The organism is Mycobacterium sp. SMC-13 (genome assembly GCF_045311035.1).
Taxonomy (GTDB): domain Bacteria; phylum Actinomycetota; class Actinomycetes; order Mycobacteriales; family Mycobacteriaceae; genus Mycobacterium.
Window position 1 is genome coordinate 137979 of sequence record NZ_JBJIAI010000005.1, and the last position, 26212, is coordinate 164190.

Below are 26212 nucleotides of genomic sequence, written 5' to 3' on the forward strand. Positions count from 1 at the left end.
TTTATGGGTGACTTTGACGGCCTCGTTGCGCTGATCACCGGCGGGGCAAGGGGAATGGGCCGATCGCACGCGGTGGCACTTGCCGAGGCGGGTGCGGATATCGCCATCTGCGACCGCTGCGAGAACAACGACCAGATCGCCTATCCGTTGGCGACCGAAGCGGATCTGGCCACCACCGCCGAGCTGGTCGAGGCAACCGGAAGACGTTGTATCACAGCGAAACTCTCGACGGCCGACCGTGGTGCGCTGGAGCAGTTCGTCGCTCGCGTCGAATCGGAGTTGGGGCGCCTGGACATCGCCGTCACCAATGCCGGCGTCAGTGCGATCGCGATGCTGCCCGACGTCCCGTCGGCACAGTGGGATGAAGTGATCGGGTCCAACCTCACCGGCACGTTCAACACGATCGCCGCGGTGGCGCCGGGGATGATCGCGCGCGGATTCGGCCGGATCGTCACGGTGTCCTCGATGCTGGGCCGCAGCGGAAATTTCGCGCAGGCCGCGTATGCCGCCTCGAAGTGGGGCGTCATCGGATTGACCAAGGTCGCCGCGCACGACCTGGCCGGACACGGAATCACCGTCAACGCGGTGGCGCCCGGCAACGTCGAAACCCCGATGACCTTCAACGACGCGTTGTTCGGCGCCATGCGCCCCGATCTGGATCAGCCGACGCTCGCCGACGTGGAATCGGTGTTCGCGTCGTTGCACCTGCAGCCGGTGCCCTTCCTGAAGCCCGCGGAGATCACGCGCGCGGTCATGTTCCTGGCACACCCGGACAGCACCCACATCACCGGCACGGTCCTGCCGGTCGATGCCGGGGCCACCGCCCGGTTGACCGGCTGACAAGAGGGCCGCAACTGGCATCATCGAAGCCATGACTGCGCGCCCGATCTGGTTCACAGCCTGCGTCACCGCGGCCCTGGCCCTGGCGCCGGCCGCTGCCGCCAGGCCTTCGGATCCGGGTGTGGTGTCGTACGCCGTACTGGGCAAGGGATCCGTGGGCAATGTGGTCGGCGCACCGATGGGCTGGGAGTCCACCTTCACCGCGCCGTTCCAGGGCTTCTTCGTCGATCTCCCGGCGTGCAACAACTGGGCCGACATCGGACTGCCCGAGGTGTACGGCGACCCGGACCTGGCGTCGTTCAACGGCGCCGTGGCGCAGACGGCGGCCACCGATGACAGCCACGCGGCCAAGCAGGTGGTGGGTGTATTCGCGACCGCCGAGGCCGCGTCACGGGCGTTCCACCGGGTCGTCGACCGGACCGCCGGCTGCTCGGGCCAGACCACCGCGATGCACCTCGAGGACGGCCGGACCGAGGTGTGGAGCTTCGCGGGCGCGCAGGCCGGCCCGGCGGACGAGGCGTGGGTCAAGCAGGAAGCGGGCACCGATCGCCGCTGTTTCGCGCAGACCCGGCTGCGGGAGAACGTTCTGCTGCAGGCGAAAGTCTGCCAATCCGGCAACGCCGGCCTCGCGGTCAACGTGCTGGCCGGAGCCATGCAGAACGCGTTGGGGCAATGACCATGTCCGGGGTGAGTCAGGCATCGCACATATATTGCGCAGATTTTTGTCGGTGCCTCATGGCATCGTCGGACGAACAGGTAATGCTCGGGACGCGTCTGACTGTGTAACGCAGACTTGGTCCGGGAACACCAACCAACGGATGCGGGGCCAGGCCCCCGGTCCCGGAAGGGGATGTTCAGATGGGCACCGCTACCGCCATGTGTCGTCCGCACGCCGAATACCCCGAGTTGTCGAGCGCGTACAGCGCCGCGCTGTTGGCCGGCGGCGGGTGCCTGCGGGACGGACCGGTGGGCCGCGTCGGCCTCGAACTGGAGGCGCACTGCTTCGACCTGTCCGACCTGACGCGGCGTCCCGGCTGGGATGAGCTCACGCAGGCCGTCGAGGCCGTTCCGCAGCTACCCGGTGGCAGCACGATCACCATGGAGCCCGGCGGCGCCATCGAACTGTCGGGTCCGCCGATGGACGGCGCCGGGGCCGCCATCGCGGCGATGCAGGCCGATCAGGCCGTGCTCCGGGAGTCGTTGCGGCGCCGTGGTCTGGGCCTGCTGCAGGTCGGCGTGGACCCGCTCCGGCCACAGGCCCGGGTGAACCCCGGCGGCCGGTACCGGGCCATGGAGGCGTTCTTCGCGGCCGGCGGGACGGGTGCCGCGGGGGCCGCGATGATGACGTCGACCGCCTCGCTGCAGATCAATGTCGACGCCGGCCCGCGCGAGGGCTGGGCCGACCGCGTCCGGCTTGCCCACGCGCTCGGCCCCACCATGACCGCGGTGTCGGCGAGTTCGCCGATGCTGGGCGGCGAATTCACCGGATGGCAGAGCACGCGGCAGCGCATCTGGGGCCAGCTGGACACCGCCCGCTGCGGGCCCGTTCTCGGTGCCAGCGGCGACGATCCGGCCAACGACTGGGCGCGCTACGCCCTCAAGGCGCCGGTGATGCTCGTGCACACGCCGGAGGCTGAGCCGGTCACCGAATGGGTGCCGTTCGCCGACTGGGCGGACGGGCGCACGCTGCTCGGTGGGCGCCGGCCGACCGAGGCCGACCTCGACTACCACCTGACGACGCTGTTCCCGCCGGTCCGGCCGCGGCGCTGGCTGGAGATCCGCTACCTAGACGCCGTGTCCGACGACCTGTGGCCGGCTGTCGTGTTCACCCTGGTGACGCTGCTGGACGACGCTCGGCTGTCGCAGATCGCTTGGGAGGCAACGGAATCGGTTGCCACCGCATGGGATCAGGCGGCGCGGGTGGGCCTGGCCGATCCGCGGCTGCAGGCGGCCGCGGTGCGATGTGTGGAAGCGGCCGCCGAGGCCGCGCCGGCCGATGTGGCGGACTCGATGGACCGGCTGCTGCGGCAGGTACGGCAAGGGCGCAGCGCGGCCGATGACTTCGCGGACCGGGTCGTCGCTCACGGAATCGATTCGGCCATCACCGGGTTGGCATGTGATGACCGGCTGAAAGGTGGGGTGTGAGTACGCGCGAGCTGTTGGCCCGAGGGCTGACCAGGGCCCGGGACCGGACTCTGGCCCTTGTCGAGTTCGACGACGCCGAACTGCTGCGTCAGTACGACCCGCTGATGAGTCCGCTGGTGTGGGACCTCGCGCACATCGGTCAGCAGGAAGAACTGTGGCTGCTGCGCGGCGGCGACCTGAACCGTCCCGGCCTGCTGCCGCCCGACGTGGACGGTCTGTATGACGCGTTCGTGCATTCGCGCGCCAGCCGGGTGTCGTTGCCGCTATTGCCGCCGACCGATGCGCGCGCCTTCTGCCGCACCATCCGGTCGAAAGCCTTTGACGCCCTTGACCGGGCGCCGGACGAGGCCGCTGCCCAGTTCCCGTTCGCCCTGGTGATCAGCCACGAGAACCAGCACGACGAGACCATGCTGCAGGCCCTGAACCTGCGCAGCGGCCCGCCATTGTTGGGGCCGGGCGCCGTCCTGCCGCGGGGGCGTCACGGGGTCGCCGGCACCTCGGTGCTGGTACCCGGCGGACCGTTCGTACTCGGTGTCGACGCGGCCGACGAACCTTTCGCGCTCGACAACGAGGGCCCGGCGCACGTCGTCGACGTGCCGTCGTTCCGGATCGGCCGGGTGCCGGTCACCAACGCCGAATGGCGCGAGTTCATCGCCGACGGTGGCTACCGGCAGCCCCGGTGGTGGTCGGCGGCCGGCTGGGCGCATCGGCAGCAGGCGGGTCTGGTGGCGCCACAGTTCTGGAACGCCGACGGCACCACGCGGGTCCGGTTCGGGCATGTCGAGGAGCTGCCGCCCGACGAGCCCGTGCAGCACGTCAGCTTCTACGAAGCCGAGGCCTACGCCGCCTGGGCCGGGGCGCGGCTACCCACCGAGGTGGAGTGGGAGAAGGCCTGCGCGTGGGATCCCACGACCGGACAACGGCGCCGATTCCCTTGGGGCGCCGCCGAACCCGATGCGCACCTCGCCAATCTCGGCGGCGACGCGCTGCGTCCCGCGCCCGCGGGGGCCTACCCGGAGGGCGCCTCGGCCTACGGTGCCGAGCAGCTGCTCGGCGATGTCTGGGAGTGGACCACGTCACCGCTGCGCCCGTGGCCGGGTTTCACGCCGATGATCTACGACCGCTATTCGCAGCCGTTCTTCGAGGGCACCGGCAGCGGTGACTACCGGGTGCTGCGCGGCGGTTCCTGGGCCGTGGCCGGCGACATCCTGCGGCCCAGCTTCCGCAACTGGGACCACCCGATCCGTCGTCAGATCTTCTCCGGCGTGCGGCTGGCCTGGTCGGTTGACGAGGTGCGCGGCTGATGTGTCGTCATCTGGGCTGGCTCGGCAACCCCGTCTCGGTGTCGTCACTGATCCTGGAACCGGCGAACGGGCTTCTGGTGCAGTCCTATTCACCCCGACGGCAGAAGCACGGGTTGCTCAATGCCGACGGCTGGGGTGTCGGCTTCTTCGACGGCGCGACACCGCGGCGCTGGCGCAGCGCCGCGCCGTTGTGGGGCGATGCGTCGCTGGCATCGGTGGCGCCGGCGCTGCGCAGTGCGTGTGTGGTGGCCGCCGTCCGCTCGGCCACCGTCGGAATGCCCATCGAGCCGTCGGCATCGGCGCCGTTCACCGACGGCGAGTGGCTGTTGTCGCACAACGGCATCGTCGACCGGGCGGTGCTGCCGGTGTCGCGAACCGCGGAATCGACGGTCGACAGCGCGATCCTGGCCGCGCACATCTTCGCCGAGGGACTGGACAGCCTGGGCGACACCGTGCGCCGGGTCGGGGAGTCCGATCCGTCGGCGCGGCTGAACATCCTGGCGGCCAACGGTTCCCGGATGCTGGCCACCGTGTGGGGCGAGACGGTGTCGATACTGCGCCGGCCCGACGGGGTCGTGCTGGCCAGCGAGCCCTACGACGACCACCCCGACTGGCAGGACATCCCAGACCGTCACCTCGTCGAGGTGACGGCCGCCGGCGTCGCGATGACGCCGTTGACCTGAGGAAGAGGACCCACGATGACACCGAGCAAGACGGCACCGCTGCTGACCAACCATCTCGCCGCCGACTGGGCGCCCCGTGCATTGCGGCGTGATGTCCGGGATGGCCTGTCGCAGTCGCCGAAATCGTTGCCGCCCAAGTGGTTCTACGATGCCGTCGGCAGTGACCTGTTCGATCAGATCACCCGCCTGCCCGAGTACTACCCGACACGCACCGAGGCGCACATCCTGCATGAGGCGGCGGCCGCCATCGTGGCGGCCTCCGGCGCGGACACCCTCGTCGAGCTCGGCAGCGGCACGTCGGAGAAGACGCGCATCTTGCTCGACGCGTTCCGGGACGCCGCGGCGCTGCGCCGGTTCGTGGCGTTCGACGTCGACGAGAACGTACTCAGCGCCGCGCTCACGCAGTTGTCCGACGAGTACGAGGGTGTCGAGATCAGCGGCGTGCGAGGTGATTTCGAGCAGCATCTGGGCGAACTGCCCGTGGTGGGCCGTCGGCTCATCGTGTTCCTCGGGTCGACGATCGGCAACCTGACGGCCGGCCCGCGGGCGGAGTTCCTCGAGAGCCTGGCCGCGGCGATGCGGCCGGGCGACACGCTGCTGCTCGGCACCGACCTGGTGAAGGACACCGCCCGGTTGGTGGCCGCCTACGACGACAGCGCCGGGGTCACCGCGCGGTTCAACCGCAACGTCCTGGCGGTGGTGAACCGGGAGCTGGATGCGGATTTCGATCTCGACCGCTTCGAACATGTGGCACGATGGAACACCGAGCACGAGCGTATCGAGATGTGGCTGAGGTCTGTTGCCGCGCAACAGGTTCAGATACGCGAGCTGGATCTGTCGGTGGAGTTCGAGGCGGGTGAGGAGATGTTGACCGAGGTGTCGTGCAAGTTCCGCCCCGAGGGCGTCGCGGCCGAGTTGGCGGCCGCCGGACTCCGGCAGACCGACTGGTGGACCGACCCCGCCGGGGATTTCGGGCTGTCGCTGGCGGTCAAGCCGGACCTGCGGACGTGACCGGGGCCGATTCCGCCGTCGCGCGCCTGTGGCGCGCAGCCCGGCCCACACCGGCGGGCCTGCATCTCGACAACGCCGCTTGCTCGCGGCAGAGCTTCGCCGTCATCGACGCCGCGGCCCAGCATGCCCGGCTGGAAGCTCAGGTCGGCGGCTATGTCGCCGCAGAATCCGCGGAACCCGTGTTGGAGGGCGGACGGGCGGCCGTGGCCGCGCTGACCGGGATGGCCGCCGGCGACGTGGTGTTCACCACGGGTTCCAACAACGCGCTCAACCTCCTGCTCAGCAGTTGGGACGGCGACAAGACCATCGCCTGCCTGCCAGGCGAATACGGCCCCAATCTGGTGGTGATGGAAGCCAACGGATTCACCGTCCGGGAGCTGCCGGTCGACGGCCAGGGGCGGCTCGACGTCGAAGTGGCGGTCGCGCTGATGCAGGGTGACCCGCCCGCGCTGGCCCATCTGACGGCACTCGGCAGTCACCGCGGGGTGGCCCAGCCGCTGTCGGAGTTCGTCGCGGCGTGCCATGCGATCGGGGTGCCGGTGGCGGTGGACGCCGCACAGGCGCTGGGCCATCTGGACTGCGCGGTGGCTCCCGACGTCATCTACGCGTCGTCGCGCAAATGGCTGGCCGGGCCGCGCGGCGTCGGCGTGCTGGCGATCAGTTCATCTGTGTCGCACCGGCTTCGGCCGCGCATCCCGCTGCCGGAATGGGGGACACCGCTACCGGTGCTGAAACGGCTCGACCTCGGTGAGGCCAATGTGGCTGCCCGCGTGGCCTTTTCGAAGGCCCTCGAAGAGCATCTGGTGGCCGGGCCCGAGCTGGTCCGGGCCCGACTGGCCGAGGTGGGCCGTCTGACCCGCACCGCGCTGGCCGGACTGCCCGGGTGGCGCGTGGTCGAGGACGTCGACGAGCCGACGGCCATCACCACGCTGGAGCCGACGCGCGGCGCCGACCCGAACTCGGTGCGCACCAAGCTGATTACCGAGCACCATGTCGTCACGACCGTGGCCGGTATCGAGCGGGCGCCCTTCGAGATGAAGATCCCGGTGCTGCGGGTCTCGCCGCATGTCGACGTCACCGGCGACGAACTGGAGTCCTTCGCCGGTGCGCTGACTGCCGCGTCGACCTGACCGTCAGGCCTTGTGTGCCGTGAGCAGGAACGCCGGCATCTTCAGCCGGCCCTTCTCGTCGAGCGCGTGCGGCGGCATCTCGAGCGGCGGCTGCCCCGGCACCGATGGCGGCGCGACCATACCGGCGTGGATGAAGGCCGGCCGGATTTCGTCGATGGCCCAGTACTTGCCGACGGCTTCACGCAGCTCGTCCTCGGTGACCTCGTTGGGCTTCATCTCGGCCTCGGCCGGGAACGCGCCCTTGGCGAACACCAGGATGTAGTACTTGGCGCCCGGCGCGGCAGCGCGGAACACCGCCTGCTGGTAGGCGTCGCGGGCCTCGACCGGAATCGAGTGGAACAACGTCGAGTCCATGATGGTGTCGAATCGTCCGTCGAATCCGGTGAACGAGGTGATGTCGTCTTCGACGAATGTCGCGTTGGTCAGATTCCGTTCCGCGGCAGCCTGTTTCGCGGCGGCAACCGCGGTGGGGGAGAGTTCGATGCCCACCACGTTGTGACCCGCGGCGGCCAGCGCGAGGGCCAGCTCCGCGTGGCCACAGCCCGCGTCGAGGACGTCACCGGTGACCTGACCGGCGTCGATCAGCGCAGCCAGTTCAGGCTGCGGCTCGCCGATGTTCCACGGCGGCGGACCGTCGAAACCGCCCTCCTGCCGGTAGACGCTGTCCCAATCCATCACTTCGTTCGACGAGTCGGTCATGCGTCCAACCTACGCGGGCGGCCGCCGGGTGGCGACGGCAATTTGCGGCGAGTACAGGCCGCTGCGCAGTTCGATGTCGACGCCTGCTGCGTCGGCCAATGCCCGCAGTGCGGACGGACTGTAGGCCCGCAGCGAGCTGATGACGCCGTCGTGCACGAACGGCACGAACGGGGCCAGCGGCAGCATGGCCGCCAGCCGCATCAGGTGCAATGGCGACGGTGGCCGGGGCAGGTCGATGATGAGCAACTTGTCCGCCACCCGGGTGCCCTCGGCGAGCACCCGGACGGCGGCAGACGGCGGTAGATGGTGGAACGACAACGCGAAAACAGCCAGGGCATAAGCACTGTCGGCCGCGTCGATGGCCGTCGCGTCCATGGCGCGCACCGTCACCCGCGGATCGGAACCCAGGTCACCGGCGGTGATGGCCGCGACCGAGTCCGGCTCGAGGTCGGTGACCGTGAGGGTTGCCGTGGGATGCATCTCCAGCACCTTCTTCGACAGACCCCCATGGCCGGCCCCCAGCTCGAGGATGCGCGGATCGGGAACCTCGGCGACTTCGTCCATGACGATGTAGGCGAAGCGTTCGTGGAGACCGAACCAGTTGCCGGTGAGCTCCAGCGCGCGCACCACGCTGCGCTTGATCGCGGGATCGATGTCGTCGCGGTCGAGGTATTCGGGCTGATCGGTCTGCAGCGCGCGATCGAGGCATGACGCCTGCGGGCCGCCGCGCGGCATGCGATCGATGTCGGCGCTCATCCGAGGGCCTCGGTCAACGTGGCGGGTACCTCGATGTCGGCCACCGCGAGGTTCTCCTCGAGATGCGCGACCGACGACGTGCCGGGGATGAGCAGCATGTTGGGTGCCGCGGCCAGGGTCCAGGCCAACGCGACCTGCGCGGGCGTCCGGCCGAGTTTGCTTGCCGTCTTGCGGATTTCGGGGTGGCCGAGCACCGGGTTCTCCGGATTGAACGCCGATCCCAGCGGGAAGAACGGGACGAACGCGATGCCGCGTGCGGTGCAGGCGTCCAGCACCGGCTGCGAGGCTCGATCGAGGAGGTTGTAGGCGTTCTGCACGCACGCGATGTCGGTGCGCTGCAGCGCGATCTCGAGATGCTCGAGGGAGATGCTGCTGAGGCCGATGCCGTCGATCAGGCCCTCGTCGCGGGCGGCGATCATGGCCGTGAGCTGGCGGTCGAACAGGTCCCGGTCGACATCGCCGGGCGCACTGGGATCGCCGTCGGCGCCCATCACCCGCAGGTTCACCGCCGCGAGCCGGTCGGTGCCGAGGGTTTCCAGGTTCTGCTCGATCGCGGCCCGCAGTTCATCGGGCTGCTGTGCCGGCAGCCAGCCGCCGGTCTCGTCGCGGCGGGCACCGACCTTGCTGACCAGCGCGAGGCCCTGCGGATAGGGATGCAGGGCCTCGCGGATCAGCTGGTTGGCCACGTCCGGGCCGTAGAACTGCGCGGTGTCGATGTGGTTGACGCCGAGTTCGACCGCGCGTCGCAATACGGCGAGCGCCTGGTCGTGGTCACGTGGTGGGCCGAAAACGCCGGGCCCGGGCAGCTGCATGGCCCCGAATCCGATCCGGTGGACCTGGTACCGACCGAGCGCGTACGTCGTCATGCAGCCAGGCTAACGCTAGTCGGACTCGCCGAGAATCTGGTAGATCTCGCGGCGGGCGTTGTTCACGATGTCCAGGATGCGTTGCTGCTGTTCGGCATTCGCCGAGTGCACCGACTGTGCGACGGCGCCGAACAACTGCCCGAGCGCGTTGCGCAGGTTCAAGGCGGCCGGGTCGGCGCCTTCGGCGATCTCTTCCCACGGGGCGGTCTCGATGGCGTCGGCGGCGGTGCGGCCGTCCTCGGTCAGCTCGAAAGTCTTTTTGCTGCCATGACTTTCGGCGGGCTTGATCAGACCCTCGTCCTCCAGCAGTTGCAGGGTCGGGTAGATCGAGCCCGGGCTGGGCTTCCACAGACCGTCGCTGCGCGCGGCGATCTCCTGCGTCATCTCGTAGCCGTGCATCGGCCGCTCGGTGAGCAGCTTGAGGATCGCGGCCCGGACATCGCCGCGCCGGCTGCGACCACTGGCACGTCCGCGGCCACCGTGACGGCGCCCGCGGGGGCCGCCCGGTCCGAACGGGCCGGCGCCGAAGCCGGGGCCGAAGCCAGGTCCGAAACCGAAACCAGGGCCGAAGCCCGGCCCGAAGCCGAAGCCGCCTTCGCCGCGGTGATCCCGCACGTGGTCGCGGAACTGTTCGCGCATCTCGCGACGGGCTGCGCGGCGTTCGTCATGCCGAGCGCGCCGGTCGGCGGGGCCGATGAACGGTGCGCGGTCGCCGGGGGTGAAGCCGAAGCCACCTCCGTGGGAGGGGCGATTGAAGGGGCCGCCGTCGAACGGGCGGCCGGGTGGGGTGAATGGGGTTTCCATAGATGTGTTCTCTCTTTCGGCGGGAGGCGCTCGATGCGCCTCCGATGCATTAACGATATATCGGAAACTATCGGTGCGCAACAGTCTGCTGAGAGTTGGCTGCGTCACGCGCCGACCGGAGCCTCCGCGTTTAGGGTGTGGCGATGGCGGGCGACTTCGGATTTCATGCCCTCGCGTTGGTGGCCGTCATCGGCCTCGTGGGGCCCTTGCTGGCGGCGGTGCCGAAGCTGCGGGTGCCCTTGATCGTCGGCGAACTCGCTGCCGGAATCGTCGTGGGGCGCACCGGTTTCGGCATCGTCGACGCGGACAACCCGACGTTCATGCTGCTGGCGGACATCGGCTTTGCACTGGTGATGTTCATCGTCGGGACCCATGTGCCGGTGCGCGACAGATCATTACGGGGCGACCTGCCCAGAGCGCTCTTGCGGGCGGTCGTGGTGGGCGCGTTCGCCGCGGTGTTGGGCGTGGTCGTCACGCAACTGTTCGGCACGGGCCACGCCCCGTTGTACGCAGTCCTCATGGCGTCGTCCTCGGCGGCGCTCGCGCTGCCGGTCATCCAGTCGCTGGGGCTGACGGGACCGCCGGTGCTGTCGGTCACCGCCCAGATCGCGATTGCCGACGCCGCGTCGATCGTCCTGTTGCCGTTGGTCATCAATCCGGCGGGCGCCCCGCGCGCGGCGGTCGGAGTCCTGGCGATCGCCGCATGCACGGTCCTCCTGTACTTCTTCCTGCGGTATGAGGCCAAGCGTGGGTGGCTCAAGCGGATGCACAAGTACTCGCACAGTCGGCACCTGGCGCTCGAGCTGCGGATCAGCCTGATCGTGCTGTTCGGGTTGGCGACGCTGGCGAAGTCGACGCACGTGTCGATCATGCTCGCGGGTTTTGCGCTGGGCCTTTGCCTTTCGGCGATCGGCGAGCCACGTCGACTGGCGCGCCAGCTGTTCGGCATCACCGAGGGGTTCTTCGCGCCGTTGTTCTTCGTCTGGCTCGGCGCCTCTTTGCAGGTACGGGAGCTGGGTGAGCATCCGGTCTTGATCGGGTTGGGTGTGGCACTGGGCGTGGGAGCGGTGCTCGCGCACCTCAGCGGCCGGCTCCTCGGCCAGCCGCTGTCGCTCGGGGTGCTGGCGGCTGCGCAATTGGGCGTGCCGGTGGCCGCCGCCACGCTGGGCACGCAACAGCAGCTGCTGAGTCCGGGCGAGCCGTCGGCGCTGATTCTCGGCGCGCTGCTGACCGTCGTGGCGACGTCCGTGGCCGGCGGGATCGCCCGGCGTCGGCAAACTGCGACGGCGTGAATTCCGCAGTCGCGTCCGGCCCGACGCACCGTCTCACCATGTGGACGCGCGGCCGGTGGAGTGCGCTCCGCGTGCGCCGTCCGCGGCTACGACTGACGCGCGCGCAAGTTATGCGTAGCGTAATTTGCTGAAACTGCAATTTTTCGACGCTTTCCATTTGCAGTGTGTTTTGTAAGCCACTCAATCCGTGGTGTGACGTGGGTCTCGTCATGCGATGAACAGCCCGAGTCGCGATTTGGGCGGTTCACCCCGACCAATTTGCTGTTTCGGTAGCGCAGCTAACTTGCTCGTCAGGGCAGCAATCTAACGGAATTGACAATTTCCTGACGGGTCGATTTTGGTTAGCTGGGAAATGTGTAGGTTCGTTAAAAATGCCTATCTACTAGGGGTAAATTTCTGCGCCACACGGGTGTCGCGATAACTGGGAGGACTCAAATGCAGCTCACAATGAAGCCGTATGTCACTGCGGGCATTGCCCTCGCAGGAGCGAGCGTGATTGCTGTGGCGCCGGTGGTGCCGCAGACCGAAACTCACTTGCCTGCGGTTTCGCACGTGCAGGTTTCCGATGTGCATCTGACGGCATTGGTCAACCCGATCGTGGCGCTGGGCAACATCTACAACGCGCTCGCCGAGACCGTCGGGCAAACCAGCTACATGGTGGAGACCAGCGTGAACCCGCTGGTGCGCCAGGTGGTGCTCGATGCGAACTACGGCGTGCAGCAGGGCATGCAGTTGATCGGCAACATCACCGGCGCGACGTTCACCCTCGGTGGCGCGTTGCCGGGAACCCTCGCCAACGTGCTGGGGAACCTCGGCACGCTCAACGTCAACGGCGCCATCGACTCGCTGGTGGGCGGGCTGCTTCCCGGCGGTCTGCAGTTGATCACGGGCATCAACGGGCCGGTGCAGAACATCCTGCAGCAACCGTTGGCCGTGGCGGAGGCCATGGTGCCCGCGGTGCTGGATTCGGTCACCGCTCTGGTCGCCGGCCTGGCCATCTCGACCGTCGGCATCGGCTGCGGCTCGTGCCTCGGAACCACGCCGGTGGTGCAGCAGGTGGTCAAGAGCGTGACGGGCATTCTGCAGTCGGTGCTGACCCTCAATCCGGGCACCATCTACAACGGCGTGCTCAACAATGTGGTGAGCCTCGTGCAGAACATTCAGAAGAATGTCACCGATTTTGAGACCGGCACCGTCCCGTACATCGTCAACCGGATCATCACGGCGCTGAACGTCAACCCGAACGCACCGGGCGGCGTCACCGTCCCCGTTGCCGCAACGACAACTGCCGCCCTGGCGGCGGCGCCGGCAGCCGAGACCTCGAAGACGGCCACGGAGTCCTCCGCCGCGGGAGCGGCTGACACGGCGACGACGACGAAGAAGGCGGCGGCGGCAACTTCGACCGAGACCGCCCCGGCGACCGACGCGGCGAAGGACGCCGACGTCAAGGCCGCGGATACCAAGGCTGCCGATACCAAGGCCGCTGACACCAAGGCCGCTGACACCAAGGCCGCCGACGCGAAGGACGCCGACGCCAAGGGTGCGACCAAGGATGCCGACACCAAGGCGACGGACACCAAGGGTGCCACCACGGATGCCGACACCGTGACGACGCCCAAGGACACCGCGCCCAAGACCAAGAAGGCGCAGAACCCCGTGTCCAAGGTCGCGAAGTCGATCGCAGGCGCCATCAAGGGTGCCACCAAGGCACCGAAGGCCCCGAAGGCGCCCAAGGCGTCCAAGGGCGATTCCGGTAGCAAGTAACTCACTACGCGACTGTGGCCCCACCGCCGAAAGGCGATGGGGCCACAGTGCATTCAGCGTCTACTGCCGGCCGCGGAAGGCGGCGGCCACGATTGCCGCGGCGATCAGAACCAGCGTCGCGGCTGTCGCCGCAGTGGCGCCGATCCCCGAATCGAAGGCGACGCGCGCCGACTCCATCAGGTGGTTGCCGAGCTCGGTCGGCAGGGTCCGAGCCACCGAGATGGCGCCGCCGATGCTCTCGCCGGCGTCGGCCGACTGGGCGGGCGACAGGGCGCCCGGCAGTTCGACGTTCGCGCGGTAGAACGCGGTGAACATGGTGCCCAGTCCGGCAGTGCCGATCACCGCGCCCAGCTCGTAGGCGGTCTCTGACACCGCGGACGCCGCGCCGGCCTTCTCCGACGGCACCGACGCCACGATGGTGTCGTTCGAGATCGTCTGCGACACACCGACACCCAGCTCCAGCACGGTGAACGACGCGATGACGCCGACCATCGTCAGGTCGTGACGGAACAGCACGATGAGCAGGAAGCCGGCGGCCACCAGCAGCAGACCGGTGACCATCAGCGTCTGCGGCGCGAACCGCTTGGTCAGCCGCACCACGGCGATGCCCGCGATGGTCGAGGCCGCCGCTCCCGGCAACATGACCAGCGCGGCGGTCAGCGGGGCCAGTCCGAGTACCAGCTGCAGGTGCTGCGACACGAAGAACAGGAACCCGATGAGGCCCACCATCGACAGGAAGTTGGCCAGGATCGACGCCGTGAACGGGCCGTTCCGGAACAACCGCATGTCGAGAATCGGTGTGGCACTGCTGTTCTGCCGACGCACGAACCAGACGCCCGCAGCGACGCCCAGGGCGACGGCCGCCAGCGTCACCGCCGAGATGCCGTCGTGTGCGGAGGTCTTGATCGCCCACACGATCGGCAGCATGGCCACCAGTGACAGCAGCACGCTCAGCGCGTCGACCGGGCCCGGGTTCGGGTCCCGCGATTCCGGCACCAGCTTGGGCGCCAACACGAGCAGCGGCAGCAGGATCGGCACGGCGATCATGAAGACCGCGCCCCAGTGGAAGTGCTGCAGCAGCAGGCCGCCGACGATCGGGCCGAGGGCCGAGCCGGCCGCGAAGCACGACGCCCAGATGGCGATCGCGAGGCGGCGCGATGTGGCCTCGGTGAAGATGTTGCGGATCAGCGACAGCGTCGACGGCATCAGCATGGCGCCGAACACGGCGAGTGCGGCACGCGCGGCGACCAGGAAGCCGGCGCTGGGCGCGAACGCCGCGGCAGCCGAGATGACGGCGAACCCGACGGCGCCGATGAGCAACAGCCGGCGCCGGCCGAACCGGTCACCGAGGCTGCCCATGGTCACCAAAAGCGTTGCCAGCACGAGCGAATAGATGTCGACGAGCCACAACTGGGTGGCGGCCGACGGGCGGAAGTCCTCGGCGATGCGGGGCAGCGCGAAGGCCAGCACCGTGTTGTCGATGGAGACGAGCAGCACGGGCAGCATCAGCACTGCCAGCGCCCACCAATGACGTTGTGGGGTCCGGTTCGTCACCTCTTTGGTGACGAGACTGGTGGACATGAGAGCTCCTTAACTGTTCATGCGGCGGCTGTCCAAGCCGAAGTCAGCATGAAATACGTTGCGGTGAAACAAATTCAGGTGGATCAGGACTGATCCGGGGTGATGGTGCCGGCCGTCAGGCTGGCCATGATGGCGTCGACGATCTCGACCCGCGGCGCGATGTTCCGGCGCAGTGCCTCATATCCGGCGTCGAGCAGGGCCCAGAAAACCAGGCGCGGCCACTCCGGTGGGCTGGTCTGCGGTCGTGCCGAAACCCGCGCCAGCACTTCGGCTATCGCCTCGTCGCCGGTATCGAGGATCGCGGACAACTCCGGATCGGCCACGATGGTCGGCTCGTTGTAGACGAAGGGCACGATGGGTCCGAGGTCCAGCTGGGATTCGACCACCCGGCGCAGCGCGGCGAGTGGGGGACCACAGGCCGGCTCGGCCTTGTCGATGGCGGTGTTGCACATCTCGTGCACGTACAGCGCGACGGCGCGGATCAGCTCGGAGCGCTCGGGGAAGTACCGGTGCAGAGTGCTGCGGCCGACGTTCGCGGCGGTGGCGATGTCGGTCAAGGACGCCGCGGGGTTGGTCGCCAGGACGGCGGTGGCGGCATCGAGAATCGCCTTCCGGGTGCGCGACCGCACGCCAGTGTCGAACGATTTCAACTCAGCCATGCGTCAAAAATAGCACGATTGGCCGAAAATGGGACATTGATGTCCCAATGTGGGGCTGGTGAGAGTGATCACGTCGCAGGTGGGGGCTCACCGACCCCAGAAACGAAGAAGGCCCCGACCAGATTTCCCTGGTCAGGGCCTTGCTCACTTGTCGGGGTGGCGGGATTCGAACCCACGACCTCTTCGTCCCGAACGAAGCGCGCTACCAAGCTGCGCCACACCCCGCGTGAAGCTTCGACAGCCTATCGCACGGGTGCCCTCAGAAGCCAAACGGCCCTCGCCAGGTGAGATAGCCGCTGGTGGGCGGGGTCAGCGGCGAAGATCACGTCCATTCGAGGGATGGATTTTTGCGCAACGTGCGTTAAAACGGGTAACTCTGATGAACGGCAACCGAACGCCAGAAAGCGAGGAACGAACATGACCGGCTTGGGAGCTTTGCTCTACTGCGGATTCTTCGGTCTCGCGGCGCTGTGGCTGTTCGCGACTTCTGACTACCGGGCGGCCTGGCTGGGCCGTCAGGATCACGCCCAGCGGCCGGAGCGCTCGAACTCCGTCAGTGCCGCCACGGCGTCGGCGGACTCGAGCCCGCGACTGTTGACCCACGCGTCGTCGAAGTAGGTGTCGGCGTAGCGGTCGCCGCTGTCGGCCAGGAGCGTCACCACCGAACCGCTACGGCCCTGCGCCACCATCTCGGCCAGGAGTCCGAACGCGCCCCAGATGTTCGTCCCCGTTGACGGACCCACCCGTCGTCCCAGCACCTTGCTCACGTGCCGCGCGGCGGCCACCGACGCCGCGTCCGGCACGCACACCATGGCGTCCACGACGCCCGGCAGGAACGACGGCTCCACCCGCGGCCGGCCGATGCCCTCGATACGCGACGACGCCCCGGTGAACACTTCTCGGTCGCCCGTGGCCCACGACGGATAGAACGCCGAGTTCTCCGGGTCCACCACGCACAGCCGCGTGGCATGGCGCCGGTAGCGCAGGAACCGCCCGATCGTGGCGCTCGTACCGCCGGTGCCCGCCCCGACCACGATCCACTCCGGGATCGGGTGGGCCTCTTCACGCAGCTGCGAGAAGATCGACTCCGCGATGTTGTTGTTGCCCCGCCAGTCGGTGGCGCGCTCGGCGTTGGTGAACTGGTCGAGGTAGTGGCCGCCCGTCTCGCGCGCCAGACGCTCCGCCTCGTCGTACACCTGTGACGACTGTTCGACGAAATGGCAACGGCCACCCTGGTTTTCGATGAGCTCGATCTTGGCCGCGCTCGTCGACGACGGCATCACCGCGATGAACTCCAGCCCCAGCAGCGCCGCGAAATACGCCTCGGACACCGCGGTGGATCCGGACGACGCCTCGATGACCGTCGTGCGCGGGCCGATCCAGCCGTTGCACAACCCGTACAGGAACAGCGACCGGGCCAGCCGGTGCTTGAGGCTGCCGGTGATGTGCGTGCTCTCGTCCTTGAGATACAGCTGGACGTCGACGCTCGCGCTCCACGCGGCGGGCAGCGGATAACGCAGGAGATGGGTGTCGGCGCTGCGCCGGGCGTCGGCCTCGATGAGGCGGACGGCGTTGTCGACCCAGCCGCGGTCGACGCCGCGCGCCGCCACCGGCGCGGTCACCGCGCCGAGACGGCCGGCTGCGTCATGTCGGCGCCGATACCGGCGTGCCCGCCGCCTGTCGGGGCGGCCACCAGGGTCAGCAGCGTCACCTCGGGCCGGCAGCAGAAGCGCACCGGCGTGTACGGCGAGGTGCCCATGCCGGCCGACACGTGCAGCTGCGTGTGGGCGCCCCAGCGGGACGGGCCCTTTACCCGGGAGGTGTCGATGTCGCAGTTGGTCACCAGCGCGCCGTAGAACGGCACGCACAGCTGCCCGCCGTGCGTGTGGCCGGCCAGCACCAGCTGGTAGCCGTCCTCGGCGAAGCGGTCCAGCACGCGGGTGTACGGCGCATGGGTGACGCCCAGCGACAGGTTGGCGGCCGGGTTGGGCCGGCCGGCGATGGTGTCGTAGCGGTCGCGGTTCAGGTGCGGATCGTCGACGCCGGCGACGGCGATGAGCTGCCCGTTGACCTCGATCTCACGGCGGGTGTGCGTCATGTCCAGCCAGCCGCGCTCGGTGAACGCCGCGCGCAGGTCCTGCCACGGCAGCGGCCGCCCGGTGATCCGCTTGTGCTTGCTGAACAGGTAGTTGGCGGGGTTCTTCGGCTTCGGCGCGAAGTAGTCGTTGCTGCCGAACACGAACACCCCGGGCACCGCCAGCAGATCGCCCATCGCCTGCACCACCGCCGGCACCGACTTCGGGTGCGAGAGGTTGTCACCGGTGTTGACCACCAGATCGGGCTCCCAGCGGGCCAGCTCGCGCAGCCATGCCTGCTTGCGGCGCTGCGCCGGCATCATGTGCAGATCACTCAGATGCAGCACCCGCAGCGGCGACGATCCGGGTGTCAGCACCGGCATGGTGACCTCGCGGACCACGAACGCGTTGCGCTCGATGAGCGAGGCGTAGGCGAGGCCCGCGGCCAGGGTTCCGGCGACGGTGACGGCTGCGTTGCGGGCGATGGCAGACATGCAGGCAGCCTACTTGCTCAGCGCGGGGATTGGCCCGTTGTCGCTGGTCATCGTTAGAAAGCCCACAGGGTTGGCTTAGGTCGTTCTGAGGTTTCGGCCCGGCCTATGGGGGCGGGGGACCGAGGACCGGCACGGTGATGGGCGGCAGGCCCGGAATCTCCACGACCGTCGACCCGATCTGCACCGGCGGCAGGCCGTCGATGCCCGGAATCCCCACTGGCGGTGGTGGCGGAGGCGGCGGCGCGATGCCGTTGCTGACCTGGATCGTGATGATCGAGCCGGGGATGGTCTGACCCGACGGCGAGGTGCCGACGACCTGACCCGATGGCGCGGTGCTGTTGACCCACGACGGCTGCGCGGACAACTGGAAGCCGGCTTCCTTGATGCGGTTCTGCGCCAGGTCGAGGTCCATGCCCGCGACGCTCGGCACCTTGGAGCCCGGCCCACCGTCGACGTAGCGCGGGTCGGTCGGCGGCATCACCACGTTGGGCGGCGTGAACTGCTTCATCGCGGTGAACCACGTGCGGGCCGGCTCGTGGCCGCCGTAGAGGTCACCGCGGCCGCACTGGCGCAGCGGGTAGGAACACAGGTCCGACGGCGTGGTGGAGTCGTCGTAGATGTAGTTGGCGGCGGCGTAGGCACTGGTGAAGCCGAGGAACGCCGACGACCGGTGGGCCTCGGTGGTGCCCGTCTTTCCGGACATCGGGAACGTCCAGCCGACCGACTGCGCGGCGCCCGCGCCGGTACCGCTGACGGCGTCCTTGTTCATCGCGTTGGCCAGCGTGTTGGCAAGGCCCTCGGGCACCGCCTGCTCACAGGTCTGGGTGGTCACCGAGACCTCGTTGCCGTGCCGGTCGAACACCTTGTCCACCGGGTTGGGCGGGCACCAGGTGCCGCCCGACGCCAGCGTGGCCGCGACGTTCGACAGTTCGAGGGCGTTGACCTCGAACGGCCCAAGGGTGAACGAGCCGATGTTCTGCCGCTTGATGAAGTCGGCCAGGCTCTCGTTGCTGTTCGGGTCGTACGGGCGGGCGGTGCCCGGCGCCGCGTAGGACCGCAGTCCCAGCTTGACCGCCATGTCGACGGTCCGCGGGACGCCGATCTGTGAGATCAGCTTGGCGAAGCCGGTGTTGGGCGACGACGCCAGCGCGTCGGTGATGTTCATGCTGCCCCGGTAGCGGCCGTCGTTCTCGACGCACCACTTGTCCTTGGGGCAGCCCTTGGCGCCACCGCTGCCGAGGCCCTTGGCCTCGAACCGGCCGGGCACGTCGAGCTGCGCGTTGATGCCCATGCCCATGTCCATGGCGGCCGCCGTGGTGAACAGCTTGAAGATGGAGCCGGCGCCGTCACCCACCAATGAAAATGGTTGTGGCTGCATGGTTTCCCCGGCCGCGGTGTTCAGGCCGTAGGTCCGGTTGCTGGCCATCGCCACCACCTGGTGGTTGTCCTTGCCGGGACGGATGACGCTCATGACGCTGGCGATGCCGTCGATGGACGGGGACGCGATGCCGTCGATCGACGACTTGACCGAGTTCTGGATGTCCGGGTCGATGGTCGTGCGGATCAGGTAGCCGCCCTTGGCCACCTGGTCCTTGCTGATGCCGGCCTTCGACAGGTAGTCGAGCACGTAGTCGCAGAAGAAGGCGCGGTCGCCGGCGGCGATGCAGCCGCGGGGCAGCTGGTTGGGCTGCGGCAGGATGCCGAGCGGCTCGGCCTTGGCGGCGCGCAGGGCCTCGGCTTCCTGGGGCACGTTCTGGATCATGGTGTCCAGCACCAGGTTTCGACGTGCCAGGGCGCCGTCGGGGTTGACGTACGGATCCAGTCCGCTGGTCGACTGCACCATGCCGGCGAGCAGCGCCGCCTGCTGCCAGTTCAGCTGGTTGGCGTTGATGCCGAAGTACGTCTGCGCGGCGTCCTGGATGCCGAACGCGCCGTTACCGAAGGACACCAGGTTCAGGTAGCGCGTCAGGATCTCGGACTTCGTGAACGTCTTGTCCAGGGTCAGCGCCATGCGGATCTCGCGCAGCTTGCGCGCCGGGGTGGTCTCGATGGCGGCCCGTCGCTCGGCGTCGCTCTGCGCGACCACGAGCAGCTGGTAGTTCTTCACGTACTGCTGCTCGATGGTGGATCCACCGCGCGTATCGGCCGAACCCGACATGTAGCCAGACAGGCCCGTCAGGGTGCCCTTCCAGTCAACCCCGTTGTGCTCGGCAAACCGTTTGTCCTCGATCGAGACGATGGCCAGCTTCATCGTGTTGGCGATCTGATCGCTCGGCACCTCGAAGCGGCGCTGCGAATACAGCCACGCGATGGGGTTGCCCTTGGCGTCGACCATCGTGGACACGGCGGGCGCATCACCTTCGACCAACTGGGCCGAACCGTTGGCCACGACGTCGGATGCCCGGTTGGACATCAGTCCGACACCCCCGATGAGCGGGAACATCATCGCGGCGAGCACGACGCTGGCGAGCAGAACGCACCACGTCATCTTGATGACGGTGACCGCGGTCGGCGGACGGTTCTGCGGTCGCTCGGACATGGGGTACAGCCTAGCGACCGTGGTGGCCAGCAGCTGAGTGCTGGTCGATTACCACGTCCTCAGGGCATCTAGGGGGCTGCGACACGGGCAAAAATTAACGTTTGGACACACGTCCCAAAAAAGCGGCCCCAGAACCATTGCGCAATAGGCCCCTGACCACCTAACTTGAACACACAATGCGATCTAGGTAACACTACTAGCCGCAATGTGGCGTAGATCGCATCAGTGATCTACTCGGGAGGACTCGGCCGTCGGGAGACGGTGTGACGAAGGGATCGCTGGTGACAGGTACACAGCCAGTAGTTCGCGCGACAATCGCTCCCAAGGCCGGAAACGGCGCGATGCAGGGTGTGGTCCAACCTGAAGCCGAAGCCAGGATCGCCTGGGTTTCGCAGGCCCGATGCCGGCAGGCCGACCCCGACGAGCTGTTCGTCCGGGGCGCCGCGCAGCGCAAGGCCGCAGTCATCTGCCGGCATTGCCCGGTGATCGTCGAGTGCGGCGCCGACGCCCTCGACAACCGCGTCGAGTTCGGCGTGTGGGGCGGCATGACCGAGCGTCAGCGCCGCGCCCTTCTCAAGCAGCACCCCGAGGTGGTGTCCTGGGCCGAGTTCTTCGCGACCCAGCGCAAGCACCGCAACGCGGTCTGATTTCCTTCTGGCACAACAGAAGTCCGCAGTTCTCTGCGGACTTCCGTTGTTCGGGCCGGGCTTACGCCTTGACGATGTCGCCCGTGATCTGATCAGCGATGGCCCGCAGCGCCTCGAGGTCTGACACCTCGAACGGCAATGACGGCACGCCCACCAGCGCCACATGCGGGTTGGCCCCGGTGAACCGCGACAGCAGCCGCACCTCACGTTTGGAGATGACGGTGCGATTCGCGTGGATCCGCAGCGTCGCAGCGGCCAGCGCATCGGCGTCCTGACCGGACTGCTCCAGCTTGGCCGCGGCCTCGTCCGCCGCGTCGGCGGTCAGGTCGCACAGCATCGGATGGGTGCGGTTGAGGATCAGGCCGGCCAGCGGCATCTGCTCCTGCGACAACCGATCGACGAAGAACGACGCCTCGCGCAGCGCGTCGGGCTCGGCGGCCGAGACCACGACGAACCGGGTGCCGGGGCGCTTGAGCAGTTCGTAGGTGCGGTCGGCCTTCTCGCGGAACCCGCCGAACGTCGCGTCCAGGGACTGCACGAAACCGGCGGCGTCGGAGAGCATCTGCGAACCCAGCACGGTGGACAGCGCCTTCATCGCCAGGCCCATGGCCCCGGTGACCAGGCGGCCGATGCCGCGCCCGGGCCCCAGCAGCAGCCGCCACAGGCGGCTGTCCATGAAGTTGCCCAGCCGCTTCGGGGCGTCCAGGAAGTCCAGCGCGTTGCGCGACGGCGGGGTGTCGACGACGACCAGATCCCACTTGTCCTCGGCCAGCAGCTGGCCGAGCTTCTCCATCGCCATGTACTCCTGCGTGCCGGAGAGCGACGTCGCGACGGTTTGGTAGAACTGGTTCTCCAAGATCGCGTCGGCGCGGTCCTCGCCGGAGTACTGCACCACCATCTCGTCGAAGGTGCGGCGCATGTCCAGCATCATCGCGTAGAGCTCGCCCGGTACCTCAGGAGCCAGCGGCACCCGCTGCGGGGTGTTGCCGAGGTCCTTGATGCCGAGGGCCTGCGCCAGGCGCTTGGCGGGGTCGATGGTCAGCACCACGACGGTGCGGCCGTACTCGGCGGCCCGCAGGGCCATCGCGGCGGCCGTCGTGGTCTTGCCGACGCCGCCTGCGCCGCAGCACACCACGACGCGGTTCGCGGTGTCCGACAGGATCGTGTGCATGTCCAGCTTCAAGGGTTTGCCGCTCATTTGGTGCCAACCCCTTGCTGCTCGAGTGCTTCGGCGAGTTCGTACAGGCTGCCCAGGTCGACCCCGTCGGGCAGGGCGGGCAGTTCGAGGCGGGGCACTTCGAGGGCGTCCAGCGCCTCGGCGCTCTCGGCGCGCGCCATCATGCGCGTCGCGTGCTGGATGGTTTCGGTGAGGAGTCCGGCGAAGTCGGTGTCGGACAACGTGATTCCGGCGTCGGCCAACCCGGCGCGGACCGCGTCGGCGTCGATGACGCCCTCGGCGGCCTTCGCCAGATCATCCTGCGACAGGTACGCCGGGATGTTGCGGTTGACGATGACGCTGCCGATCGGGAGGTCGAGCTCCCGCAACTCCTCGATGGCCTCCAGCGTCTCCTGCACCGGCAGCGCCTCCAGCAGCGTGACCAGGTGGATGGCGGTGAGCTCCGAGTGCAGCAGTTTCACGACGCCGTCGGCCTGGGAGTGCACGGGCCCGCCCTTGGCGAGATCGGAGACGGCCTTGGTGACGTCGAGGAAGCGCGAGATGCGGCCCGTCGGCGGGGCGTCGACCACGACGGCGTCGTAGGGGCGCTGCCCCTTGAGCTCCTTGGCGGTCTTGCCGTTGCGGACCACGACCTCTTTGATCTTGCCGGTGAGCAGCACGTCACGCAGGCCGGGTGCGATCGTGGTGGCGAACTCGACCGCACCGATGCGCTTCATGGCGCGGCCGGCGATGCCGAGGTTGTAGAACATGTCCAGGTATTCCAGGAACGCGGCCTCGGTGTCGATGGCCAGCGCGTTGACCAGCCCGCCGCCCTCGGCGGTGGCGATCTTCTGCTCCCCGTACGGCAGCGGTGGCACGTCGAAAAGCTGGGCGATGCCCTGCCGCCCCTCGACCTCGACCAGCAGGACGCTGCGGCCGCCGGCGGCCAGCGCCAGCGCCAGCGCGGCGGCGACGGTGGTTTTGCCGGTACCGCCCTTGCCGGTGACGAAATGGAGGCGCGCCTGATCCAGGCGCGCGGGCCAACCGGTATGGGTTCGGCCCGTCGATTCGGAGGTCACCCCAGCATGTTAACCATGCGGTACCCCTCGGCCGATAAGCTCGGCGACATGAGCGAACCGACCCGGTGGGAGTACGCCACCGTCCCGTTGCTGATCCACGCCACCAAGCAGATCCTGGACCAGTGGGGCCAGGACGGGTGGGAGCTGGTGTCGGTGTTGGCCAACCCCAGCGGTGAGCAGCACGTCGCGTACCTGAAGCGGCCGAAGTGAGCGTCTCCGACCGGCTCGCCGAGCTGGGCATCGAGCTGCCGGAAGTCGTTGCGCCCCTTGCTGCTTACGTGCCCGCGGTCCGGACCGGAAACCTCGTCTACACCTCGGGCCAGCTGCCGATGCAGGCCGGCAGTCTGCTGGCCGAGGGCAAGGTCGGCGGCGAGGTCAGTGCCGAAGACGGCAAGGCCCTGGCCCGGGCCTGCGGCCTCAACGCGCTGGCCGCCGTGCACGCGCTGGTCGGCATCGACTCGGTGGTGCGCATCGTCAAGGTCGTCGGCTTCGTCGCCTCGGCGCCGGGCTTCAACGGCCAGCCCGCGGTGATCAACGGTGCGTCCGAATTGCTGGGCGAGGTGTTCGGCCCGGCCGGCGCGCACGCCCGCTCGGCGGTCGGCGTCTCGGAGTTGCCACTGAATGCGCCGGTCGAGGTGGAGTTGATCGTCGAGGTTGCATGACGCACCCCGCGTATGGCGTGCTGAGGCCGGTGACCGAATCGGCCTCGGTACTGCTGTGCGACAACCCGGGGATCATGACGCTCGACGGCACCAACACCTGGGTGCTGCGCGGGCGCGGTAGTGACGAGATGGTCGTCGTCGACCCGGGGCCCGACGACGATGCGCACCTCGAGCGGATCGCGGCACTGGGCAAGATCCCGCTGGTGCTGATCAGTCACAAGCACGACGACCACACCGGCGGCATCGACAAGCTGGTCGGCCTGACCGGGGCAGTGGTGCGCTCGGTCGGCAGCGGTTTCCTGCGCGGGCTCGGCGGACCGCTCACCGATGGTGAGGTGATCGACGCCGCGGGCCTGCGGATCACGGTCATGGCGACGCCCGGCCACACCGCGGATTCACTGTCGTTCCTGGTCGACGATGTCAGGGGCGAGCGCAGCGACGGGAAGGGTCCAGTCCTGACCGCCGACACCGTGCTGGGGCGCGGCACCACCGTCATCGACAACGAGGACGGCAGCCTGCGCGACTACCTGGAATCACTGCGGCGACTGCAGGGGCTGGGCGGACGGACCGTCCTGCCGGGGCACGGTCCCGATCTGCCGGATCTGTCGGAAGTGGCCGCCATGTACCTCGCGCACCGGGAGGAACGGCTGGACCAGGTGCGCGGCGCTCTGAAGGTGCTCGGTGACGAGGCGTCGGCGCGGCAGGTGGTCGAGCACGTCTACACCGACGTCGACCAGAAGCTGTGGGATGCCGCCGAGAAATCCGTCCAGGCCCAGCTGGATTACCTGCGGACGGCCTAGGCTCACCGAAAGCGAGATGCCCCCGACACGCGCGGCGTGCGGGGGCATCTGTGTGTGAGAACTAGCGAGCTCGGCGGGCCAGACGCTCCGAGTCGGAGATCAGAACGCTCTTGCCCTCGAGGCGGATCCAGCCGCGGTGCGCGAAGTCGGCGAGTGCCTTGTTCACGGTTTCGCGGGAGGCGCCGACCAGCTGGGCGATCTCTTCCTGCGTCAGATCGTGGGTGACGCGCAGGGCGCCGCCCTCCTGCGTGCCGAACCGCTGGGCCAGCTGCAGCAGCTGCTTGGCCACGCGACCGGGCACGTCGGTGAAGATCAGGTCGGCCAGGTTGTTGTTGGTGCGGCGCAACCGGCGGGCGAGCACGCGCAGCAGCTGCTCGGCGATCTCCGGGCGGTCCGCGATCCACGCCCGCAGCGCTTCACGGTCCATCGAGACCGCGCGCACCTCGGTGATGGTGATGGCGCTCGACGTCCGGGGGCCCGGGTCGAAGATCGACAGCTCACCGAACATGTCCGACGGACCCATGATCGTCAGCAGGTTCTCCCGGCCGTCCGGCGACCGGCGGCCGATCTTCACCTTGCCGGAGATGATGATGTAGAGGCGGTCGCCGGGCTCGCCTTCGGCGAACACGGTGTGTCCGCGAGGAAAGTCGACAGGCTGCAGCTGTTTGGTCAGTGCGGATACCGCGGTGGGCTCGACACCCTGGAAGATTCCGGCCCTCGCCAGGATCTCGTCCACGTTGCTCCCTAAGGCTGGTGAGTGATAAAAAACGCGCGCAAGCTAGCCAGTGAACTGGTTAACAAAGTCAGTCTAGTGGTAAGCCGTTTCGCAACCAGCCACGCTACACACGATTTGCATGGCGAGTCTCGCGAAATTGCGGATTGCTCGCATAGTGGGCATACGCGCGGCTGGGTAATTCGGGTTCACCGAAGGCTCCGAGCGGGTTGTCGCGCGTCGGCGACGGGGCCGCCAGCGCACGGGGTTCCTCGAATCGGGGCGCCGATCGGTGCGGCAATGTGCCCGCGGCTGCGCTCTGCTGCGACCACGCCGTCTTGACCTTGTCGACGAAGGCTTTGACATCGGCCGCGGTGTACGTCTCCTTCGACGTATCGAGCATGGCTTCCAGGCGGCTCAAACCGAAGGTTGCCAGCATGAGCAACCCAGGAATGCACACCACGAGCAACCAGGACACACGCAGAAGTAAACACGCCGAATGTCTCAGGGTGAT

The 26212-nt window shown here is 68.3% G+C and carries 26 protein-coding genes and 1 tRNA gene; 13 read left to right on the plus strand and 14 right to left on the minus strand.

Annotation, left to right across the window (positions count from 1 at the left end; genetic code table 11):
• The first annotated feature begins 3 nt into the window (after positions 1–3).
• From ACJH6I_RS09680 to egtE, 7 genes are all read left to right on the plus strand, one after another.
• On the plus strand, positions 4–840 hold the full coding sequence (locus tag ACJH6I_RS09680; protein ID WP_406784028.1) for a mycofactocin-coupled SDR family oxidoreductase: 837 nt from the start codon (positions 4–6) through the stop codon (positions 838–840).
• A 31-nt stretch (positions 841–871) separates the two neighbouring features.
• Complete coding sequence (locus ACJH6I_RS09685; RefSeq protein WP_346415101.1) at positions 872–1516, plus strand: sensor domain-containing protein; 645 nt, start codon at positions 872–874, stop codon at positions 1514–1516.
• A gap of 182 nt (positions 1517–1698) precedes the next feature.
• Positions 1699–2985 (plus strand): ergothioneine biosynthesis glutamate--cysteine ligase EgtA, encoded by a 1287-nt coding sequence (egtA, locus tag ACJH6I_RS09690; RefSeq protein WP_346415100.1) that lies wholly within the window; start codon positions 1699–1701, stop codon positions 2983–2985.
• Positions 2982–4289: an ergothioneine biosynthesis protein EgtB gene (gene egtB, locus ACJH6I_RS09695; RefSeq protein ID WP_346415099.1), complete on the plus strand. Its 1308-nt coding sequence runs from the start codon at positions 2982–2984 to the stop codon at positions 4287–4289. Before egtA ends, egtB begins: the two co-directional genes overlap by 4 nt.
• Positions 4289–4972 carry an ergothioneine biosynthesis protein EgtC gene (gene egtC / locus ACJH6I_RS09700; RefSeq protein WP_346415098.1) on the plus strand — a complete coding sequence of 228 codons (684 nt, stop codon included), beginning with the start codon at positions 4289–4291 and terminating at the stop codon, positions 4970–4972. The genes egtB and egtC overlap by 1 nt, the downstream gene beginning before the upstream one ends.
• A gap of 15 nt (positions 4973–4987) precedes the next feature.
• A complete protein-coding gene (gene egtD, locus ACJH6I_RS09705; RefSeq protein ID WP_212807351.1) occupies positions 4988–5983 on the plus strand; it encodes an L-histidine N(alpha)-methyltransferase in 996 nt (331 codons plus the stop codon).
• Entirely contained in the window at positions 5980–7113 is a 1134-nt protein-coding gene (gene egtE / locus ACJH6I_RS09710) for an ergothioneine biosynthesis PLP-dependent enzyme EgtE (protein WP_212807350.1), read from the plus strand. Before egtD ends, egtE begins: the two co-directional genes overlap by 4 nt.
• Positions 7114–7116: 3 nt before the next feature.
• Here the strand turns inward: egtE and ACJH6I_RS09715 are convergent, their stop codons facing one another.
• Genes ACJH6I_RS09715 through ACJH6I_RS09730 form a run of 4 tightly spaced genes read right to left on the minus strand, consistent with a single transcriptional unit; the run spans position 7117 to position 10238 of the window.
• On the minus strand, positions 7117–7812 hold the full coding sequence (locus ACJH6I_RS09715) for a methyltransferase domain-containing protein (protein ID WP_212807349.1): 696 nt from the start codon (positions 7810–7812) through the stop codon (positions 7117–7119).
• Between the two features lie 9 nt (positions 7813–7821).
• Positions 7822–8568 carry a class I SAM-dependent methyltransferase gene (locus ACJH6I_RS09720; protein ID WP_318985367.1) on the minus strand — a complete coding sequence of 249 codons (747 nt, stop codon included), beginning with the start codon at positions 8566–8568 and terminating at the stop codon, positions 7822–7824.
• Entirely contained in the window at positions 8565–9434 is an 870-nt protein-coding gene (locus tag ACJH6I_RS09725) for an oxidoreductase (RefSeq protein ID WP_212807348.1), read from the minus strand. The genes ACJH6I_RS09720 and ACJH6I_RS09725 overlap by 4 nt, the downstream gene beginning before the upstream one ends.
• A 15-nt stretch (positions 9435–9449) precedes the next feature.
• The gene (locus tag ACJH6I_RS09730; protein WP_212807347.1) at positions 9450–10238 is read right to left on the minus strand and encodes a PadR family transcriptional regulator; all 789 of its coding nucleotides are present in this window, start codon (positions 10236–10238) and stop codon (positions 9450–9452) included.
• Between the two features lie 143 nt (positions 10239–10381).
• Between ACJH6I_RS09730 and ACJH6I_RS09735 the strand changes: the two genes are divergently transcribed.
• Positions 10382–11530, plus strand: coding sequence for a cation:proton antiporter (locus ACJH6I_RS09735; protein ID WP_346415097.1), 1149 nt, complete (start codon positions 10382–10384; stop codon positions 11528–11530).
• Between the two features lie 492 nt (positions 11531–12022).
• Positions 12023–13294 carry a hypothetical protein gene (locus tag ACJH6I_RS09740; protein WP_346415096.1) on the plus strand — a complete coding sequence of 424 codons (1272 nt, stop codon included), beginning with the start codon at positions 12023–12025 and terminating at the stop codon, positions 13292–13294.
• A 60-nt stretch (positions 13295–13354) separates the two neighbouring features.
• Here the strand turns inward: ACJH6I_RS09740 and lfrA are convergent, their stop codons facing one another.
• From lfrA to ponA2, 6 genes are all read right to left on the minus strand, one after another.
• Positions 13355–14875, minus strand: coding sequence for an efflux MFS transporter LfrA (lfrA, locus tag ACJH6I_RS09745; RefSeq protein WP_346415095.1), 1521 nt, complete (start codon positions 14873–14875; stop codon positions 13355–13357).
• A gap of 83 nt (positions 14876–14958) precedes the next feature.
• Positions 14959–15534 (minus strand): TetR/AcrR family transcriptional regulator, encoded by a 576-nt coding sequence (locus ACJH6I_RS09750; protein ID WP_406774061.1) that lies wholly within the window; start codon positions 15532–15534, stop codon positions 14959–14961.
• Between the two features lie 151 nt (positions 15535–15685).
• Positions 15686–15759 (minus strand) — tRNA-Pro (locus ACJH6I_RS09755).
• Positions 15760–16055: 296 nt separating this feature from the next.
• Entirely contained in the window at positions 16056–17156 is a 1101-nt protein-coding gene (locus tag ACJH6I_RS09760; RefSeq protein WP_318985372.1) for a PLP-dependent cysteine synthase family protein, read from the minus strand.
• A complete protein-coding gene (locus tag ACJH6I_RS09765; protein ID WP_212807341.1) occupies positions 17153–18103 on the minus strand; it encodes a metallophosphoesterase in 951 nt (316 codons plus the stop codon). The genes ACJH6I_RS09760 and ACJH6I_RS09765 overlap by 4 nt, the downstream gene beginning before the upstream one ends.
• Before the next feature lie 103 nt (positions 18104–18206).
• Positions 18207–20642: a transglycosylase domain-containing protein gene (gene ponA2 / locus ACJH6I_RS09770; protein WP_212807340.1), complete on the minus strand. Its 2436-nt coding sequence runs from the start codon at positions 20640–20642 to the stop codon at positions 18207–18209.
• A 341-nt stretch (positions 20643–20983) separates the two neighbouring features.
• Between ponA2 and ACJH6I_RS09775 the strand changes: the two genes are divergently transcribed.
• On the plus strand, positions 20984–21289 hold the full coding sequence (locus ACJH6I_RS09775) for a WhiB family transcriptional regulator (protein WP_020100988.1): 306 nt from the start codon (positions 20984–20986) through the stop codon (positions 21287–21289).
• A gap of 61 nt (positions 21290–21350) precedes the next feature.
• On the opposite strand, the gene ACJH6I_RS09780 is transcribed toward ACJH6I_RS09775, so the two are convergent.
• Together ACJH6I_RS09780 and ACJH6I_RS09785 are read right to left on the minus strand one after the other, a co-directional pair.
• Positions 21351–22487, minus strand: coding sequence for an ArsA family ATPase (locus tag ACJH6I_RS09780; protein ID WP_212807339.1), 1137 nt, complete (start codon positions 22485–22487; stop codon positions 21351–21353).
• A complete protein-coding gene (locus tag ACJH6I_RS09785; RefSeq protein WP_212807338.1) occupies positions 22484–23524 on the minus strand; it encodes an ArsA-related P-loop ATPase in 1041 nt (346 codons plus the stop codon). Before ACJH6I_RS09785 ends, ACJH6I_RS09780 begins: the two co-directional genes overlap by 4 nt.
• A gap of 48 nt (positions 23525–23572) precedes the next feature.
• On the opposite strand from ACJH6I_RS09785, the gene ACJH6I_RS09790 reads away from it, so the two are divergent.
• From ACJH6I_RS09790 to ACJH6I_RS09800, 3 genes are read left to right on the plus strand one after another with little or no spacing between them, the layout of a single operon-like run.
• Positions 23573–23734 carry a DUF4177 domain-containing protein gene (locus ACJH6I_RS09790; RefSeq protein WP_090562576.1) on the plus strand — a complete coding sequence of 54 codons (162 nt, stop codon included), beginning with the start codon at positions 23573–23575 and terminating at the stop codon, positions 23732–23734.
• Complete coding sequence (locus tag ACJH6I_RS09795) at positions 23731–24186, plus strand: RidA family protein (protein WP_212807337.1); 456 nt, start codon at positions 23731–23733, stop codon at positions 24184–24186. The genes ACJH6I_RS09790 and ACJH6I_RS09795 overlap by 4 nt, the downstream gene beginning before the upstream one ends.
• On the plus strand, positions 24183–24986 hold the full coding sequence (locus ACJH6I_RS09800; protein WP_406784029.1) for an MBL fold metallo-hydrolase: 804 nt from the start codon (positions 24183–24185) through the stop codon (positions 24984–24986). The genes ACJH6I_RS09795 and ACJH6I_RS09800 overlap by 4 nt, the downstream gene beginning before the upstream one ends.
• A gap of 61 nt (positions 24987–25047) precedes the next feature.
• On the opposite strand, the gene crp is transcribed toward ACJH6I_RS09800, so the two are convergent.
• Positions 25048–25722, minus strand: a complete 675-nt coding sequence (crp, locus tag ACJH6I_RS09805; protein WP_020100982.1) for a cAMP-activated global transcriptional regulator CRP — start codon at positions 25720–25722, stop codon at positions 25048–25050.
• Between the two features lie 103 nt (positions 25723–25825).
• On the minus strand, positions 25826–26176 hold the full coding sequence (locus ACJH6I_RS09810; protein ID WP_212807335.1) for a hypothetical protein: 351 nt from the start codon (positions 26174–26176) through the stop codon (positions 25826–25828).
• Between the last annotated feature and the right edge of the window lie 36 nt (positions 26177–26212).